A 13,758-nucleotide genomic window follows, 5' to 3' on the forward strand; every position below is an offset into this window, starting at 1 on the left:
TAACGAAAGTTTCACGTCTGCGCGTGCAATATGAAACCTCGTACAGGAAGGGGAGTTCGGTCGGGGGCCGGCCTTGATTGAAAAGGTATTGAGATCATGCTCGCAGACCACTGGTTCAAACAGCCGCTGAAGGCGGAGGCCATCAAGGTCGGATCCGTCTATAAACTGGCCCATGAAGGCAACATCGTCGAGATCGCCAAGGTGGTCGATGTCGGTCCTGATGCTTTGGGCATTCCCCACGTCACCTATGACGTCTCGGTGGAGCGCGCGCGCCTGGCCAAGTACGAAGAGCGTCGCACCCTCGGCCTGCAGACCTTCGCCGAGCGTTTCCGCGACGCCATCACGCCGGAAAAACAGGACGCGTGAAGCAGGGCGCCCGAAGCCGTCTCCCGGCGGCGCCTTTGTGGCGGGAGGCGAGACGCAGATAGGGTGAAAAGAGTTTCCAGACATTAATCCTATCTCAAAGAATTGCCTCTAAAATTCGCTGCATCATGATCACGACGCGGCACAGCAAGTCCCAGACGACGGAGCAGGCTTCGCCCCGCTCCAACGGATTCTGGCAGAGCCTCTCCGGTGCCCTGGGCGGCAGCGGCGACCGCCGCAGCCTGTTTTCCCGTCGCGGCGCCAATCCCACCCAGGTGAAGGCCGGGCGCGTGTTCCGCCACGACGACGGCACTGGCCGCCAGGAAACGGCGACGGTCATCGGCCTCTGCGAGATCCTGGGCATGACCCACGTGCGCTACGACCTGCGCATCGACCAGCCGGGCCACCGCCCCTTCGAGGACGGTCCGCGGGTGCTGGGCATGAAGACCTTCCTCGACCACTTCTGCGAGCCGGTCAGCTCCTAAGCCCAGTTCGGGCCGCCAGCTATTCCTTAGAATCCTTGGTGCTTTCGCGCCCCCTTGCTATTGCGCGACCGGCTGCGATGTTATACATCGGCCCTCCGCAGTAAGCGCGGGCGTGGCGGAACTGGTAGACGCGCTGGTTTTAGGTACCAGTGGAGCAATCCGTGGGGGTTCGAGTCCCTCCGCCCGCACCAGCGCCAAGCGGAGATTGAAGGTTTCTCTCAACGGAGAGTTTGCCGGTCCGGGCGGTCCCCGGGCGGCTGAGTTCCCCACGGATCATCATCCAAGACGAGGCTGAGGAAGGCCTAGCCGAACATGCAGGTCACGGAAGTAAGCAGCGAAGGCTTGAAGCGCGACTTTAAGGTCGTCATTGAAGCCAAAGAAATTAATGAGAAAGTCGAAAACCGGCTTCGTGAAATCAGCGCTCGTGTGAAGGTCCCCGGCTTCCGTCCGGGCAAGGCGCCGATCAAGCTGCTGAAGCAGCGCTACGGGCCCTCGGTGATGGGGGAGGTGCTGGAGCGCGCCGTGACCGATTCTTCGGCCCAGGCCATCAACGAGCGCGGCCTGCGCCCCGCCGTGCAGCCGAAGATCGAGATCGACTCCTTCGAGGACGGCAAGGACCTGGAATACTCCATGGCGGTCGAGCTGCTGCCCGAGTTCGAGCCGATGGACTTCTCCAAGATCGAGCTGGAGCGGGTGAAGATCGCGGTGCCGGAGGAGGAAGTGACCTCCGCCCTGGAGCGTCTGGCGGCCAGCCGCAAGGAGTCCAAGCCCCTGGAGACGCCGCGCGCGTCGCAGTCGGGTGACGTGGTGGTGCTCGACTTCAAGGGCACCGTGCACGGCGAGGCGCTGCCCGGCATGGCCGGCGAGGACCACCACCTTGAGCTCGGCTCGAACACCTTCATCGGCGGCTTCGAGGAGCAGCTGATCGGCGCCGAGGTGGGCGAACAGCGCACCGTCAACGTGACCTTCCCGGAAGGTTACGGCAACGAGAAGCTCTCCGGTCAGCCGGCGGTCTTCGAGTGCACCATCAAGGAGATCCGTGAGTCGGTGCCGGCCGAGCTGAACGACGAGCTGGCCACGTCGATGGGCGCCGAGAGCCTGGACGACCTGAAGGAAAAGGTGAAGGAGCGCCTGGGCCAGGACTATGAGGGCCTGTCGCGCATGCGCATGAAGCGCGAGATCCTCGACCAGCTCGCCGAGGCCCACGACTTCGCGGTGCCCGAGAGCATGGTCGACATGGAGTTCGACGCCATCTGGCAACAGGTCCAACACGACCGCGAGCAGGGCCGGCTCGACCCGGACGACGAGGGCAAGGACGAGGAGGAGATGAAGGCGGAATACCGCGACATCGCCGAGCGCCGGGTGCGCCTGGGCCTGCTGCTCTCCGAGGTCGGCCGCCTGAACCAGATCGAGGTGGCCCAGGACGAGGTCAATCGCGCCCTGTTCCAGGAGGCCCAGCGCCATCCCGGTCAGGAGCAGCAGGTGCTGGAGTTCTACCGCTCCAATCCGGAAGCTCTGGCCCAGCTCCGCGCGCCGCTGTTCGAGGACAAGGTCATCGACTTCATCATCGACCTCGCCAAGGTGAGCGAGCGGGAAGTCTCGCCCGACCAGCTGCGCGAGGAAGAGGAGAAGGCGGCGGCCGAGGCGGCCGAGAAGCCGAAGAAGGCCGCCAAAAAGAAGCCGGCCAAGAAGGCGGCTGCGAAGTCCAAGGCCAAGACCAAGAAGGCGGAGGGAGACGAGGCGGGCGCGGAAGACGCCTGAACGCCGCTCAAGGCCCTGGCGGCGGCGGGAAGGTTTTTCGCGGAGGCGACTCCACGAGGGGCTTTCCCTGGCCGCCGACAGTCCTTAAATGTGCTCTCCAGACTTTATCGAGGGCTCCCGACGCCCGGTGTCGGCGGGCGGGATCCAACAAAACCAAGGAATGTCCATGAGCGATCTGTTCAGCCGCGATCACCATGAGTTGGTCATGAATACCCTGGTCCCCATGGTCGTCGAGCAGACCAGCCGGGGTGAGCGGGCCTACGACATCTATTCGCGCCTGCTCAAGGAGCGCATCATCTTCCTGACCGGGCCGGTACACGACGCCGTGGCCAGCCTGATCTGCGCCCAGCTGCTCTATCTCGAGTCCGAGAACCCGACCCAGGACATTTTCTTCTATATCAACTCGCCGGGCGGCGTGGTGACGGCGGGGCTGGCGATGTACGACACCATGCAGTACATCCGCCCGGAGGTGCAGACGGTGTGCATCGGCCAGGCCGCTTCGGCCGGCTCGCTGCTGCTGATGGCCGGGGCCAAGGGCAAGCGCTTCGCGCTGCCCAACTCCAAGATCATGATCCATCAGCCCTCCGGCGGCTTCCAGGGCCAGGTGACGGATATCCAGATCCACGCCGAGGAGATCCTGCGCACCCGCCAGCGCCTGAACGAGCTTTATGTCCACCATACCGGCCAGGACATGGCGACCATTGAAAATGCCATGGAGCGTGACAACTTCATGGACGCCGAGAAGGCGAAGACTTTCGGCCTGATCGACGAGGTGGTCAGCCACCGCCCGGCCAGCGAATCGCCGACCCCGACCGGCAGTAGCGGCAAGAGCTGACCGTAAATCCCCCATTTCGCCGCCACGGCCCGGCCCGGCCGGCCCCGGCGGACGAAAAAAGTGGGGGTAGGGCGCTTTGGTAAAGGGGGCTCCGGGGCTGGCGGTGGAAAGTATGTTCGCTAACTAACCGGCCCCCGGAAAAGGGCGGGTTAATCCGTTCGTTAATAAATTGTTGAGCCCTTAGAATTAGGCTCAAATTGTCCCGTTAGCCATGGCCCGGAGCCAGACCTTCCCACATAGCTCAAATACTGCGGTTTTTGTCATTGTGTGGGGGTGGGCCGTTTGACTAACATGGCGTAATGACAAACAAACGCTTAGTTGTAGCGGTATGACAAAGTCCAGCGGAAGCGACTCCAAGAATACTCTCTACTGCTCCTTCTGCGGCAAGAGCCAGCACGAGGTGCGGAAGCTCATCGCCGGTCCGACGGTGTTCATCTGCGATGAATGCGTCGAACTGTGCATGGACATCATCCGGGAAGAGCACAAGACCACTCTTGTGAAGTCGCGCGACGGCGTGCCGACGCCGCAGGACATCTGCACCGTCCTGGACGACTACGTGATCGGGCAGAGCCACGCCAAGCGGGTGCTCTCGGTCGCGGTCCATAACCATTACAAACGCCTGGCGCACGGCGCCAAGTCGGCCGACGTCGAACTGGCGAAGTCGAACATCCTGCTGATCGGCCCGACGGGCTGCGGCAAGACGCTGCTGGCCCAGACGCTGGCGCGCATCCTGGATGTGCCCTTCACCATGGCCGACGCCACGACCCTGACCGAGGCCGGCTACGTCGGTGAGGACGTCGAAAATATCATCCTGAAGCTGCTGCAGTCCGCCGACTACAATGTCGAGCGCGCCCAGCGCGGCATCGTCTATATCGACGAGGTCGACAAGATCAGCCGCAAGTCCGACAACCCCTCGATCACCCGTGACGTGTCGGGCGAGGGCGTGCAGCAGGCGCTGCTGAAGATCATGGAAGGCACGGTGGCCTCGGTTCCGCCGCAGGGCGGCCGCAAGCATCCGCAGCAGGAATTCCTGCAGGTCGACACCACGAACATTCTCTTCATCTGCGGCGGCGCCTTCGCCGGCCTCGACAAGCTGATCGCGGGCCGCGGCAAGGGGACCTCCATCGGCTTCGGCGCCGACGTGCGCGGCCCGGAAGACCGCCAGACCGGCGAGATCCTGAAGGACGTGGAGCCCGAGGACCTGCTGAAGTTCGGCCTGATTCCCGAATTCGTCGGCCGCCTGCCGGTGGTCGCGACCCTGGAGGACCTTGACGAGAACGCCCTCATCGAGATCCTGACCCAGCCGAAGAATGCCCTGGTGAAGCAGTACGAGCGCCTCTTCGAGATGGAAGACGTCCGCCTGGAGTTCACCGAGGACGCCTTGCGCGCGATTTCGGGCAAGGCCATTGCGCGTAAGACGGGGGCCCGTGGCCTGCGCTCCATCATGGAGAGCATCCTGCTGGATCCCATGTATGACCTGCCTGGTTTGGAGAATGTCGAGGAGATCGTCATCAACCGCGAGGTCGTCGATGGGCGCGCCAAACCGCTGTACATCTATACCGATCGCCGCGAAGACTTGGGAACGAGCGCTTAATCGCTTGTTTTACAATCACAGATTGCAGGGTCCGTCAGGGGGCCTTGAAGTCCGTGCGAGAATCTACAATTTTTAAATACGAACCCGGTATTCTGGGGCGTCCTGATCTACGGGCGTCCGTCGTTTCTCGCCTGCACACGGTAAACGCCCCTCAGTTTCATACGAGGTAATATGTTGGAACTTGCTCGCGGTAACCTCTTCCCGGTGCTGCCTCTGCGCGACATCGTGGTTTTCCCGCACATGATCGTGCCGCTCTTCGTCGGCCGCGATAAGTCGGTGCGCGCCCTCGAAGACGTGATGAAGGACGACAAGCAGATCCTCCTGGTCACGCAGAAGAACGCCGCCCAGGACGATCCGACGCCGGCCGACATCTACTCCGTCGGCACCATCGGCACCGTGCTGCAGCTGCTGAAGCTGCCCGACGGGACCGTGAAGGTCCTGGTCGAGGGCGGCCAGCGCGCGCGCATCAACAAGTACGCCGACACCGAGGACTTCTTCCAGGCCTACGCCGAGCCGATCGAGGATGACGCCGGCGACGACCGGGAACTCGATGCCTTGGCGCGCACGGTGGTCTCGCAGTTCGAGCAGTACATCAAGCTGAACAAGAAGATCCCGCCGGAGGTACTGGTCTCGATCAACCAGATCGACGACTTCTCGAAGCTGGCCGACACGGTTGCCTCGCACCTGGCGCTGAAGATTCCCGAGAAGCAGGAACTGCTGGAAAGCGAAACCGTCAGTGACCGCCTCGAGAAGGTCTACGCCTTCATGGAAGGCGAGATCGGCGTGCTGCAGGTCGAAAAGCGCATCCGCAACCGCGTGAAGCGCCAGATGGAGAAGACCCAGCGCGAGTATTATCTGAACGAGCAGCTGAAGGCGATCCAGAAGGAGCTTGGCGAAGGCGAGGACGGCCGCGACGAACTGGCCGAGCTGGAAGAGCGCATCAAGGCAACCAAGCTGACCAAGGAAGCTTCCGAAAAGGCGCTGGCGGAGCTGAAGAAGCTGCGCTCCATGAGCCCGATGTCGGCCGAAGCCACCGTGGTGCGCAACTATCTGGACTGGATCCTCTCGATCCCCTGGAAGAAGCGCACCAAGATCAAGCGCGACATCAAGCACGCGCAGGAGATTCTGGATGCCGACCACTATGGCCTGGAGAAGGTCAAGGAGCGCATCCTCGAATACCTCGCCGTGCAGCAGCGCATGAAGAAGGTGAAGGGCCCGATCCTCTGCCTTGTCGGACCGCCGGGCGTCGGCAAGACCTCGCTCGGCAAGTCGATCGCCAGGGCGACGGGACGCAACTTCGTGCGCATGAGCCTCGGCGGCGTGCGTGACGAAGCCGAGGTGCGCGGTCACCGCCGCACCTACATCGGCTCGATGCCCGGCAAGGTCATCCAGTCGATGAAGAAGGCCAAGTCGTCGAACCCGCTGTTCCTGCTGGACGAGATCGACAAGCTCGGCGCCGACTGGCGCGGCGATCCTTCCTCGGCGCTGCTCGAGGTGCTGGACCCGGAGCAGAACAGCAACTTCAACGACCACTACCTGGAGGTCGACTACGACCTCTCGGACGTGATGTTCGTGACCACGGCCAACACGCTGCGCATGCCCGGGCCGCTGCTCGACCGCATGGAGGTGATCCGCATCCCCGGCTATACCGAGGACGAGAAGGTGCAGATCGCCCAGCGCTACCTGATCCCGAAGCAGATGAAGGATCACGGCGTGAAGGAGAACGAGTGGTCGATCTCCGAGTCGGCGCTGCGCGACATGATCCGCCTCTACACCCGCGAGGCCGGGGTGCGTAACCTGGAACGCGAGCTGGCCAACCTGGTCCGCAAGGCGGTCAAGGAGATCGCGCTCGGCAAGTCCGAGACCGTGAAGGTGGACCGCCGCAATATCGACAAGTATGCCGGTGTCGCCCGCTATCGCTACGGCGAGGCGGAACTGGAGGACTTGGTCGGCGTTTCCACCGGCCTGGCCTGGACCGAAGTCGGCGGCGAGATCCTCTCGATCGAAGCGGTGATGCTGCCGGGCAAGGGCAAGGTGACCTCTACCGGCAAGCTGGGTGACGTCATGAAGGAGTCGATCCAGGCGGCCGAGTCCTTCGTGAAGAGCCGCGCCATCACCTACGGGATCAAGCCGACGCTCTTCGAGCGGCGTGACATCCACGTCCACGTGCCCGAGGGGGCGACACCGAAGGACGGTCCGTCGGCCGGCATTGCCATGGTGACGGCGATCGTCTCCGTGCTGACCCAGAACCCGGTGCGCCGCGATGTGGCGATGACCGGCGAGGTGACGCTGCGCGGGCGCGTGCTGCCCATCGGCGGACTGAAGGAAAAGCTTCTCGCGGCGCTGCGGGCCGGCATCAAGACGGTGCTGATCCCGGAGGAGAACGAGAAGGATCTCGCCGACATTCCGGACAACGTAAAGCGCAAGATGGACATCGTTCCGGTTTCAAATTGCGACGAAGTGTTGGCGCGTGCGCTGGTCAATGAACTGACCCCGATCGAGTGGAACGAATCGGATGAGGACGTGCAAACGACTCGGGCGCCGCAAGGTGAAGACGCACCGCCGGGTGTGCTGACCCACTAATCGGAAACGCGTATTCTTCGATTCGTTTTGGGAATGCAGGGGGTCTTTAGCCTGAAAATGGCTAAAACCCTTGCTTTTCCGCCCTTCTCACGTTGACGCCCCTGAATAGCGCGATCTACAATTCGCACCTCCTCGGAGCGGTTTCTTTATCTCTCTGCACATCCTATTCCCTACTGTTAGGAGGGGGGTTAAACGTGAATAAAAATGATCTGGTAGCAGTCGTCGCAGACAAGACCGGTCTGTCGAAAGCCGACGCCACAAAGGCCGTTGATGGCGTCTTCGACGCGATCACCGATTCTTTGAAGTCGGGCACCGAGGTTCGCCTCGTTGGTTTCGGCACCTTCAATGTCACCCGGCGCGCTGCTTCCGAAGGCCGCAATCCCCGCACGGGTGAGCGGATTCAAATCCCCGCGTCCAACCAGCCGAAGTTCAAGGCGGGCAAGGGGCTCAAAGACGCCGTCAACTGACGCTCGAAGCCTTCTGCTTCTCAAACCCGGCCGCCCCGTTGATTCGGAGGCGGCCGGTGCTATTTTTAGAAGTCGGTATTTACCTGGTGAAGTCCCTCCGGGCGGTTAGCTCAGCTGGCAGAGCATCGCGTTTACACCGCGAGTGTCGGCGGTTCGATCCCGTCACCGCCCACCATCCCCCTCGGGCATCCCCCTCGGGCCGGCCCGCAGCGCCGTGAGGGCAGGGGACGGCCCTCACCCCACAGCCTGGCAGCTTCGGGCGGCCGAGACCTCTCAGCGGGCGCCGCAGGCCCCTCGGGGCCGGGCGGCGGGCGGTCTTTCCTTGCCCTTAAGCATTCCATGGGATAGTGGCCCCTTGCCGGCCCAGGCGGCCCCCCTAGGCCCTCGAAAGCCGGGGCGGGGGCCCCGGCGGCCCGCGGGAAGCCGCGGGATGCCTGGGGATAAAAAAAGCGGTCCTCCGTACCTTGGCACCGCTTGACACCCTGGGGGTGGTGGAGTACATCACCGCCTCCCGGATACGGGGGTGTAGCTCAGTTTGGTTAGAGCGCCGGCCTGTCACGCCGGAGGCCGCGGGTTCAAGTCCCGTCACTCCCGCCATTTCCCCTTCTGAAGACTTTCCTGACCCTGCTGCGTCCAGCCCCCCAAGGGGGCCTGGCCCGCTCGCCGTGCCTCTTGCGGGCGCAGTGGCCTGAATTGTGATCAGGCGGGACGACGACCGGTTCACCGCGCGGACCGGCAATCTACCCCAGCGTCAGTCGCCGGCGCGGCGGCGGGCGATTTTCCCTCTGGCGGCAAGCGTTTCAAGGGATTGGCGCTTTTCCGCGATTTCCTTCCGCTCTATATTCGGACCCGACGCGAAGCCGTTGGGTTGCCAGCGATGATTGACCTTGCAATGGCGCATCCCTTGCGGCAGTAAACGCACGCCGGATTGACGTTTCTAGACGGTCGTCCACGCCCGGCAAAACGACACGCCACGAACGGCGGGTTAGGAGAGTGACGCATGGATGCCTTGTTGGCGGAATATTTGCCGATCCTGATCTTCCTCGGCATCGCGATCGGACTCTCGGTGGTCATCGTAGCCGCCTCCTACATCGTCGCGCGGCAGCGCCCCGACTCGGAAAAAGTCTCGTCCTACGAGTGCGGCTTTGAAGCCTTCGACGACGCCCGCAGCCGCTTCGACGTCCGTTTCTACCTGGTCGCCATCCTTTTCATCATCTTCGACCTGGAGGTCGCCTTCCTCTTCCCCTGGGCCGTGGCCCTGGGCGACATCGGGGTCTTCGGCTTCTGGTCGATGGTGATCTTCCTCGGGATCCTGACCGTCGGCTTCGTCTACGAATGGAAGAAGGGGGCGCTGGAATGGGAGTAGACACCCTGCAGAACACGGGCGCGCCGCTGCCCCCGGGTGAGCAGCAGGACGCGGTGCTGAGCCGCGTGGCCACGGAGATCTCCGACAAGGGCTTCGTGATCGCGCAGATGGACAAGCTGGCGGCCTGGGCCCAGTGCGGCTCGCTGTGGCCGATGACCTTCGGCCTGGCCTGCTGCGCCGTCGAGATGATGCACACCGCTTGCAGCCGCTACGACCTGGACCGCTTCGGCATGGTCTTCCGCCCCAGCCCGCGCCAGTCCGACGTGATGATCGTCGCCGGCACCCTGACCAACAAGATGGCGCCGGCCCTGCGCAAGGTCTACGACCAGATGCCGGAACCGCGCTGGGTCATCTCCATGGGGTCCTGCGCCAACGGCGGCGGCTACTACCACTATTCCTATTCCGTCGTGCGCGGCTGTGACCGCATCGTGCCGGTGGACATCTACGTCCCCGGCTGCCCGCCGACGGCGGAGGCGCTGCTCTACGGCGTCATCCAGCTCCAAAAGAAGATCAAGCGGAGCGCGGCCCTTGCGCGTTGATCGCTTGCTGCCTGTGGCACAGGGATAATCGGAAGTTCGATGAACGAAGCGCTGCGAGACCTTGGCGACTTTCTCGACGCGGCAATCGGTGACGATCTGCTGGGCGTCGACATCGCCTACGACCAACTGAACCTGCACGTCAAACGGGACGCGATCATCAAGGTCCTGACCTTGCTGCGCGACGACCAGAACTGCCAGTTCAAGCAACTGGTCGACGTGACCGCGGTGGACCACCCCGACCAGGCCGAGCGCTTCGAGGTCGTCTACAACATGCTCTCGCTGAAGCTGAACCAGCGCATCCGCGTGAAGCTCACCACCGACGAGCGCACGCCGGTCGCCTCGGCCTGCGGCGTCTTCTCTTCGGCCATCTGGCTGGAGCGCGAAGTCTGGGACATGTTCGGCATTTTCTTCTCCGACCACCCCGACCTGCGCCGCATCCTTACCGACTACGGTTTCGAGGGGCACCCGCTGCGCAAGGACTTCCCGCTGACCGGCTTCAAGGAAGTGCGCTACGACGAAGAGCAGAAGCGGGTGGTCTACGAGCCGGTGAAGCTGACCCAGGAGTTCCGCCGCTTCGACTTCATGAGCCCCTGGGAAGGCATGCTGCGGCTGCCGGGCGACGAGAAGGCCGAGCCGGCGGCGGGTGAAGCCAAGAGCGAGGGGAGTGGCGCCTGATGCCCGAGGTACAGATCAAACCGCTGACCCTCAACTTCGGTCCGCAGCACCCGGCCGCCCACGGCGTGCTGCGCCTGGTGCTGGAGATGGACGGCGAGGTGATCGAGCGCGCCGACCCGCACATCGGCCTGCTGCACCGGGGCACCGAGAAGCTCATCGAGTACAAGACCTACCTGCAGGCGGTACCCTATTTCGACCGCCTGGACTACGTGGCGCCGATGAACCAGGAGCACGCCTTTGCCCTGGCCGTGGAGCGCCTGCTCGGCATCGAGGTGCCCAAGCGCGGCCAGTACATCCGCGTGCTCTACTGCGAGATCGGGCGCATCCTCAACCACCTGCTGAACATCACCACCTTCGCCATCGACGTCGGTGCCATGACGCCGATCCTCTGGGGCTTCGAAGAGCGTGAGAAACTCATGGAGTTCTACGAGCGGGCCTGCGGGGCGCGGCTGCACGCCGCCTACTTCCGCCCGGGCGGGGTGCACCAGGACCTGCCGGCCGGCCTGCTGGAGGACATCGCGACCTTCTGCGAGACCTTTCCGAAGGTCATCGACGATATGGAAGGACTGCTGACCGAGAACCGCATCTTCCGCCAACGCACCGTCGACATCGGCGTGGTGAGCAAGGAGGAGGCCAACGACTGGGGCTTCTCGGGTCCGATGCTGCGCGGCTCGGGCGTTCCCTGGGACCTGCGCAAGTCGCAGCCCTACGACTGCTACGAGGAGCTGGAGTTCGACATTCCCGTCGGTAAGAACGGCGACTGCTTCGACCGCTACCTCGTGCGCATCGAAGAGATGCGCCAGAGCCTGCACATCATGAAGCAGTGCATCGAAAAGATGCCGGGCGGAGCGGTACAGGTCGCCGATCACAAGATCACGCCGCCCAAGCGCGGCGACATGAAGCGCTCGATGGAAGCCCTGATCCACCACTTCAAGCTCTATACCGAGGGCTACCACGTGCCGCCGGGCGACACCTACGCCGCGGTCGAGGCGCCCAAGGGCGAGTTCGCGGTCTACCTGGTGGCCGACGGCGGCAACCGGCCCTACCGCTGCAAGATCCGCGCACCGGGCTTCCTGCACCTGGCGGCCATGGACTACATGTGCCGCGGCCACATGCTGGCGGACAGCGTCGCCATCCTGGGCTCAATGGATATCGTCTTCGGGGAAGTGGACCGATGAAGATCAGCAGTTACCCCGAGCCGCAGAGCGAAGGCTTCAGCTTCACGGCGGAGAACGAGGCGCGGGCCAAGACCATCTGCGCGCGCTATCCGGAAGACCGCCGGGCCAGCGCCACCATCGCGCTGCTCGACCTGGCGCAGCGCCAGAACGACGGCTGGCTGTCGCGCGAGGCCATCGAGTTCGTCGCCCAGTACCTGGAGGTCGCCCCGATCCGCGTCTACGAGGTCGCGTCGTTCTATACGATGTTCAACCTGAAGCCGGTCGGGAAGCACTTCATACAGGTCTGTCGCACTACGCCCTGCTGGCTGCGCGGCTCCGACGGCATCACCAACGCCTGCAAGAAGAAGCTGGGCGTTGGCATCGGCGAGGTCACCGAAGACGGCATGTTCAGCATCATCGAGGTGGAATGCCTGGGCGCCTGCGCCAACGCGCCGATGGTGCAGATCAACGACCACTACTACGAAGACCTGACGCCCCAGCGCATGGAAGAGATCATCGACGAGTTGCGCGCCGGCGAAGCGGTCAAGGTCGGATCGCAGACCGGGCGCCTGGCCTCGGCGCCGGAAGGCGGCCCGCAGACGCTGCTGGAAGTCGTCAAGTCGGGGGAGGGCGACTAGATGCTGCAGGACAAGGACCGCATCTTCACCAACCTCTACGGCCAGGACGACTGGGCCCTGGCCGGCGCCAAGCGGCGCGGAGTCTGGGACAACACCAAGGCCCTCTTGGAACTGGGCCGCGAGAACATCGTCGAGCAGATCAAGGAATCGGGCCTGCGCGGGCGCGGCGGCGCCGGCTTTCCGACCGGCCTCAAGTGGTCCTTCATGCCCAAGGACCGCGGCGACCGCCCAGCCTACCTGGTGGTCAACGCCGACGAGTCCGAGCCGGGCTCCTGCAAGGACCGGGAGATCCTGCGCAACGATCCGCACCGCCTGCTGGAAGGCTGCCTGGTGGCGGGTTTCGCCATGGGCGCTTCGGCCTGCTACATCTACATCCGCGGCGAGTACTATCACGAGAGTTCGCAGATCCAGAAGGCGATCGACGAGGCCTATGACGCGGGGCTCATCGGTAAGAACGCCTGCGGCAGCGGTTACGACTATGAGATCTACCTGCGCCGTGGCGCCGGCGCCTATATCTGTGGCGAGGAAACCGCGCTGCTGGAGAGCCTGGAAGGCAAGAAGGGCCAGCCGCGCCTGAAGCCGCCCTTCCCGGCGGCCTGCGGCCTTTACGGCTGCCCGACCACCATCAACAACGTCGAGACCATCGCCGTCACGCCGGAAATCCTGCGCCGCGGCGTTTCCTGGTGGAGCGGCTTCGGCCGGCCCAACAACACCGGCACCAAGATCTTCTCGATCTCCGGTCACGTGAACAAGCCGCTGAACGTGGAAGAGGAGATGAGCATCCCCTTGAAGGAACTCATCGAAAAGCACGCCGGCGGCGTCATCGGCGGCTGGGACAACCTGCTGGCGGTGATCCCGGGCGGCTCCTCGGTGCCCTGCCTGCCGGCCTCGACCTGCTCGAACATCCTCATGGACTTCGACTCGCTGCGCGAGGCGCAGTCGGGCCTCGGCACCGCGGCGGTCATCGTCATGGACAAGTCCACGGATATCGTCGAGGCCATCGCCCGGCTGTCGCATTTCTACATGCACGAGAGCTGCGGCCAGTGCACGCCCTGCCGCGAAGGCACGGGTTGGATGTACCGGGTGATGACCCGCCTGGTGCGCGGCGAGGCGGAGCTGGAAGAGATTGATACGCTGCTGGATGTGACCTATCAGGTCGAGGGCCACACCATCTGCGCGCTCGGCGATGCGGCGGCCTGGCCGATCCAGGGCCTGCTGCGCCACTTCCGCCCGGAGGTGGAGCGCCGCATCAAGGAGCGCAGGCAGTCCATGGCGGCGGCGGAGTAGGGGGTTTA

The 13,758-nt window shown here is 63.9% G+C and carries 14 protein-coding genes and 3 tRNA genes; 16 read left to right on the plus strand and 1 reads right to left on the minus strand.

What is annotated here, in order from left to right; all coding sequences use genetic code 11:
- Positions 1-96 precede the first annotated feature (96 nt).
- The 10 genes from H7X47_RS20070 to H7X47_RS20115 all read left to right on the plus strand — a co-directional run bounded on the left by H7X47_RS20070 (position 97) and on the right by H7X47_RS20115 (position 8,685).
- The gene (locus tag H7X47_RS20070; protein WP_193370533.1) at positions 97-366 is read left to right on the plus strand and encodes a hypothetical protein; all 270 of its coding nucleotides are present in this window, start codon (positions 97-99) and stop codon (positions 364-366) included.
- A 125-nt stretch (positions 367-491) separates the two neighbouring features.
- On the plus strand, positions 492-848 hold the full coding sequence (locus tag H7X47_RS20075) for a hypothetical protein (RefSeq protein WP_193370534.1): 357 nt from the start codon (positions 492-494) through the stop codon (positions 846-848).
- Between the two features lie 106 nt (positions 849-954).
- Positions 955-1,039, plus strand: a tRNA-Leu gene (locus H7X47_RS20080).
- A 121-nt stretch (positions 1,040-1,160) separates the two neighbouring features.
- Positions 1,161-2,609, plus strand: a complete 1,449-nt coding sequence (gene tig / locus H7X47_RS20085; RefSeq protein ID WP_193370535.1) for a trigger factor — start codon at positions 1,161-1,163, stop codon at positions 2,607-2,609.
- 166 nt (positions 2,610-2,775) lie between these two features.
- Positions 2,776-3,444, plus strand: a complete 669-nt coding sequence (locus tag H7X47_RS20090; protein ID WP_319633644.1) for an ATP-dependent Clp protease proteolytic subunit — start codon at positions 2,776-2,778, stop codon at positions 3,442-3,444.
- A gap of 328 nt (positions 3,445-3,772) precedes the next feature.
- The gene (gene clpX, locus H7X47_RS20095; protein WP_193370536.1) at positions 3,773-5,038 is read left to right on the plus strand and encodes an ATP-dependent Clp protease ATP-binding subunit ClpX; all 1,266 of its coding nucleotides are present in this window, start codon (positions 3,773-3,775) and stop codon (positions 5,036-5,038) included.
- A 171-nt stretch (positions 5,039-5,209) separates the two neighbouring features.
- A complete protein-coding gene (gene lon, locus H7X47_RS20100; protein WP_193370537.1) occupies positions 5,210-7,621 on the plus strand; it encodes an endopeptidase La in 2,412 nt (803 codons plus the stop codon).
- A 194-nt stretch (positions 7,622-7,815) separates the two neighbouring features.
- Positions 7,816-8,088 carry an HU family DNA-binding protein gene (locus H7X47_RS20105; RefSeq protein WP_193370538.1) on the plus strand — a complete coding sequence of 91 codons (273 nt, stop codon included), beginning with the start codon at positions 7,816-7,818 and terminating at the stop codon, positions 8,086-8,088.
- Between the two features lie 99 nt (positions 8,089-8,187).
- Positions 8,188-8,263, plus strand: a tRNA-Val gene (locus H7X47_RS20110).
- A gap of 344 nt (positions 8,264-8,607) precedes the next feature.
- Positions 8,608-8,685: transfer RNA gene (locus tag H7X47_RS20115), tRNA-Asp, on the plus strand.
- A 154-nt stretch (positions 8,686-8,839) separates the two neighbouring features.
- Here H7X47_RS20115 and H7X47_RS20120 read toward each other — a convergent pair.
- Positions 8,840-9,010 carry a hypothetical protein gene (locus H7X47_RS20120; RefSeq protein WP_193370539.1) on the minus strand — a complete coding sequence of 57 codons (171 nt, stop codon included), beginning with the start codon at positions 9,008-9,010 and terminating at the stop codon, positions 8,840-8,842.
- 78 nt (positions 9,011-9,088) lie between these two features.
- Between H7X47_RS20120 and H7X47_RS20125 the strand changes: the two genes are divergently transcribed.
- From H7X47_RS20125 to nuoF, 6 genes are read left to right on the plus strand one after another with little or no spacing between them, the layout of a single operon-like run.
- Positions 9,089-9,454: an NADH-quinone oxidoreductase subunit A gene (locus H7X47_RS20125; protein ID WP_193370540.1), complete on the plus strand. Its 366-nt coding sequence runs from the start codon at positions 9,089-9,091 to the stop codon at positions 9,452-9,454.
- The gene (locus tag H7X47_RS20130) at positions 9,445-9,993 is read left to right on the plus strand and encodes a NuoB/complex I 20 kDa subunit family protein (protein WP_193370541.1); all 549 of its coding nucleotides are present in this window, start codon (positions 9,445-9,447) and stop codon (positions 9,991-9,993) included. The genes H7X47_RS20125 and H7X47_RS20130 overlap by 10 nt, the downstream gene beginning before the upstream one ends.
- A 39-nt stretch (positions 9,994-10,032) precedes the next feature.
- Positions 10,033-10,668 carry an NADH-quinone oxidoreductase subunit C gene (locus H7X47_RS20135; RefSeq protein WP_193370542.1) on the plus strand — a complete coding sequence of 212 codons (636 nt, stop codon included), beginning with the start codon at positions 10,033-10,035 and terminating at the stop codon, positions 10,666-10,668.
- Entirely contained in the window at positions 10,668-11,846 is a 1,179-nt protein-coding gene (locus tag H7X47_RS20140; protein ID WP_193370543.1) for an NADH-quinone oxidoreductase subunit D, read from the plus strand. The genes H7X47_RS20135 and H7X47_RS20140 overlap by 1 nt, the downstream gene beginning before the upstream one ends.
- Complete coding sequence (nuoE, locus tag H7X47_RS20145) at positions 11,843-12,463, plus strand: NADH-quinone oxidoreductase subunit NuoE (protein WP_193370544.1); 621 nt, start codon at positions 11,843-11,845, stop codon at positions 12,461-12,463. Before H7X47_RS20140 ends, nuoE begins: the two co-directional genes overlap by 4 nt.
- On the plus strand, positions 12,464-13,750 hold the full coding sequence (nuoF, locus tag H7X47_RS20150; RefSeq protein ID WP_193370545.1) for an NADH-quinone oxidoreductase subunit NuoF: 1,287 nt from the start codon (positions 12,464-12,466) through the stop codon (positions 13,748-13,750). It begins immediately after the preceding gene.
- Positions 13,751-13,758: the final 8 nt, after the last annotated feature.

The organism is Pelagibius marinus, assembly GCF_014925385.1.
Classification (GTDB): domain Bacteria; phylum Pseudomonadota; class Alphaproteobacteria; order Kiloniellales; family Kiloniellaceae; genus Pelagibius; species Pelagibius marinus.

What these genes read in the sequence shown, in the direction of transcription:
- H7X47_RS20140 (WP_193370543.1), top strand. Translation starts at nt 10,668, where the DNA reads ATGCCCGAGGTACAGATCAAACCGCTGACCCTCAACTTCGGTCCGCAG.
- lon (WP_193370537.1), top strand. Translation starts at nt 5,210, where the DNA reads ATGTTGGAACTTGCTCGCGGTAACCTCTTCCCGGTGCTGCCTCTGCGC.
- H7X47_RS20075 (WP_193370534.1), top strand. Translation starts at nt 492, where the DNA reads ATGATCACGACGCGGCACAGCAAGTCCCAGACGACGGAGCAGGCTTCG.
- H7X47_RS20130 (WP_193370541.1), top strand. Translation starts at nt 9,445, where the DNA reads ATGGGAGTAGACACCCTGCAGAACACGGGCGCGCCGCTGCCCCCGGGT.
- nuoE (WP_193370544.1), top strand. Translation starts at nt 11,843, where the DNA reads ATGAAGATCAGCAGTTACCCCGAGCCGCAGAGCGAAGGCTTCAGCTTC.
- H7X47_RS20125 (WP_193370540.1), top strand. Translation starts at nt 9,089, where the DNA reads ATGGATGCCTTGTTGGCGGAATATTTGCCGATCCTGATCTTCCTCGGC.
- nuoF (WP_193370545.1), top strand. Translation starts at nt 12,464, where the DNA reads ATGCTGCAGGACAAGGACCGCATCTTCACCAACCTCTACGGCCAGGAC.
- tig (WP_193370535.1), top strand. Translation starts at nt 1,161, where the DNA reads ATGCAGGTCACGGAAGTAAGCAGCGAAGGCTTGAAGCGCGACTTTAAG.
- H7X47_RS20135 (WP_193370542.1), top strand. Translation starts at nt 10,033, where the DNA reads ATGAACGAAGCGCTGCGAGACCTTGGCGACTTTCTCGACGCGGCAATC.
- H7X47_RS20090 (WP_319633644.1), top strand. Translation starts at nt 2,776, where the DNA reads ATGAGCGATCTGTTCAGCCGCGATCACCATGAGTTGGTCATGAATACC.
- H7X47_RS20070 (WP_193370533.1), top strand. Translation starts at nt 97, where the DNA reads ATGCTCGCAGACCACTGGTTCAAACAGCCGCTGAAGGCGGAGGCCATC.
- clpX (WP_193370536.1), top strand. Translation starts at nt 3,773, where the DNA reads ATGACAAAGTCCAGCGGAAGCGACTCCAAGAATACTCTCTACTGCTCC.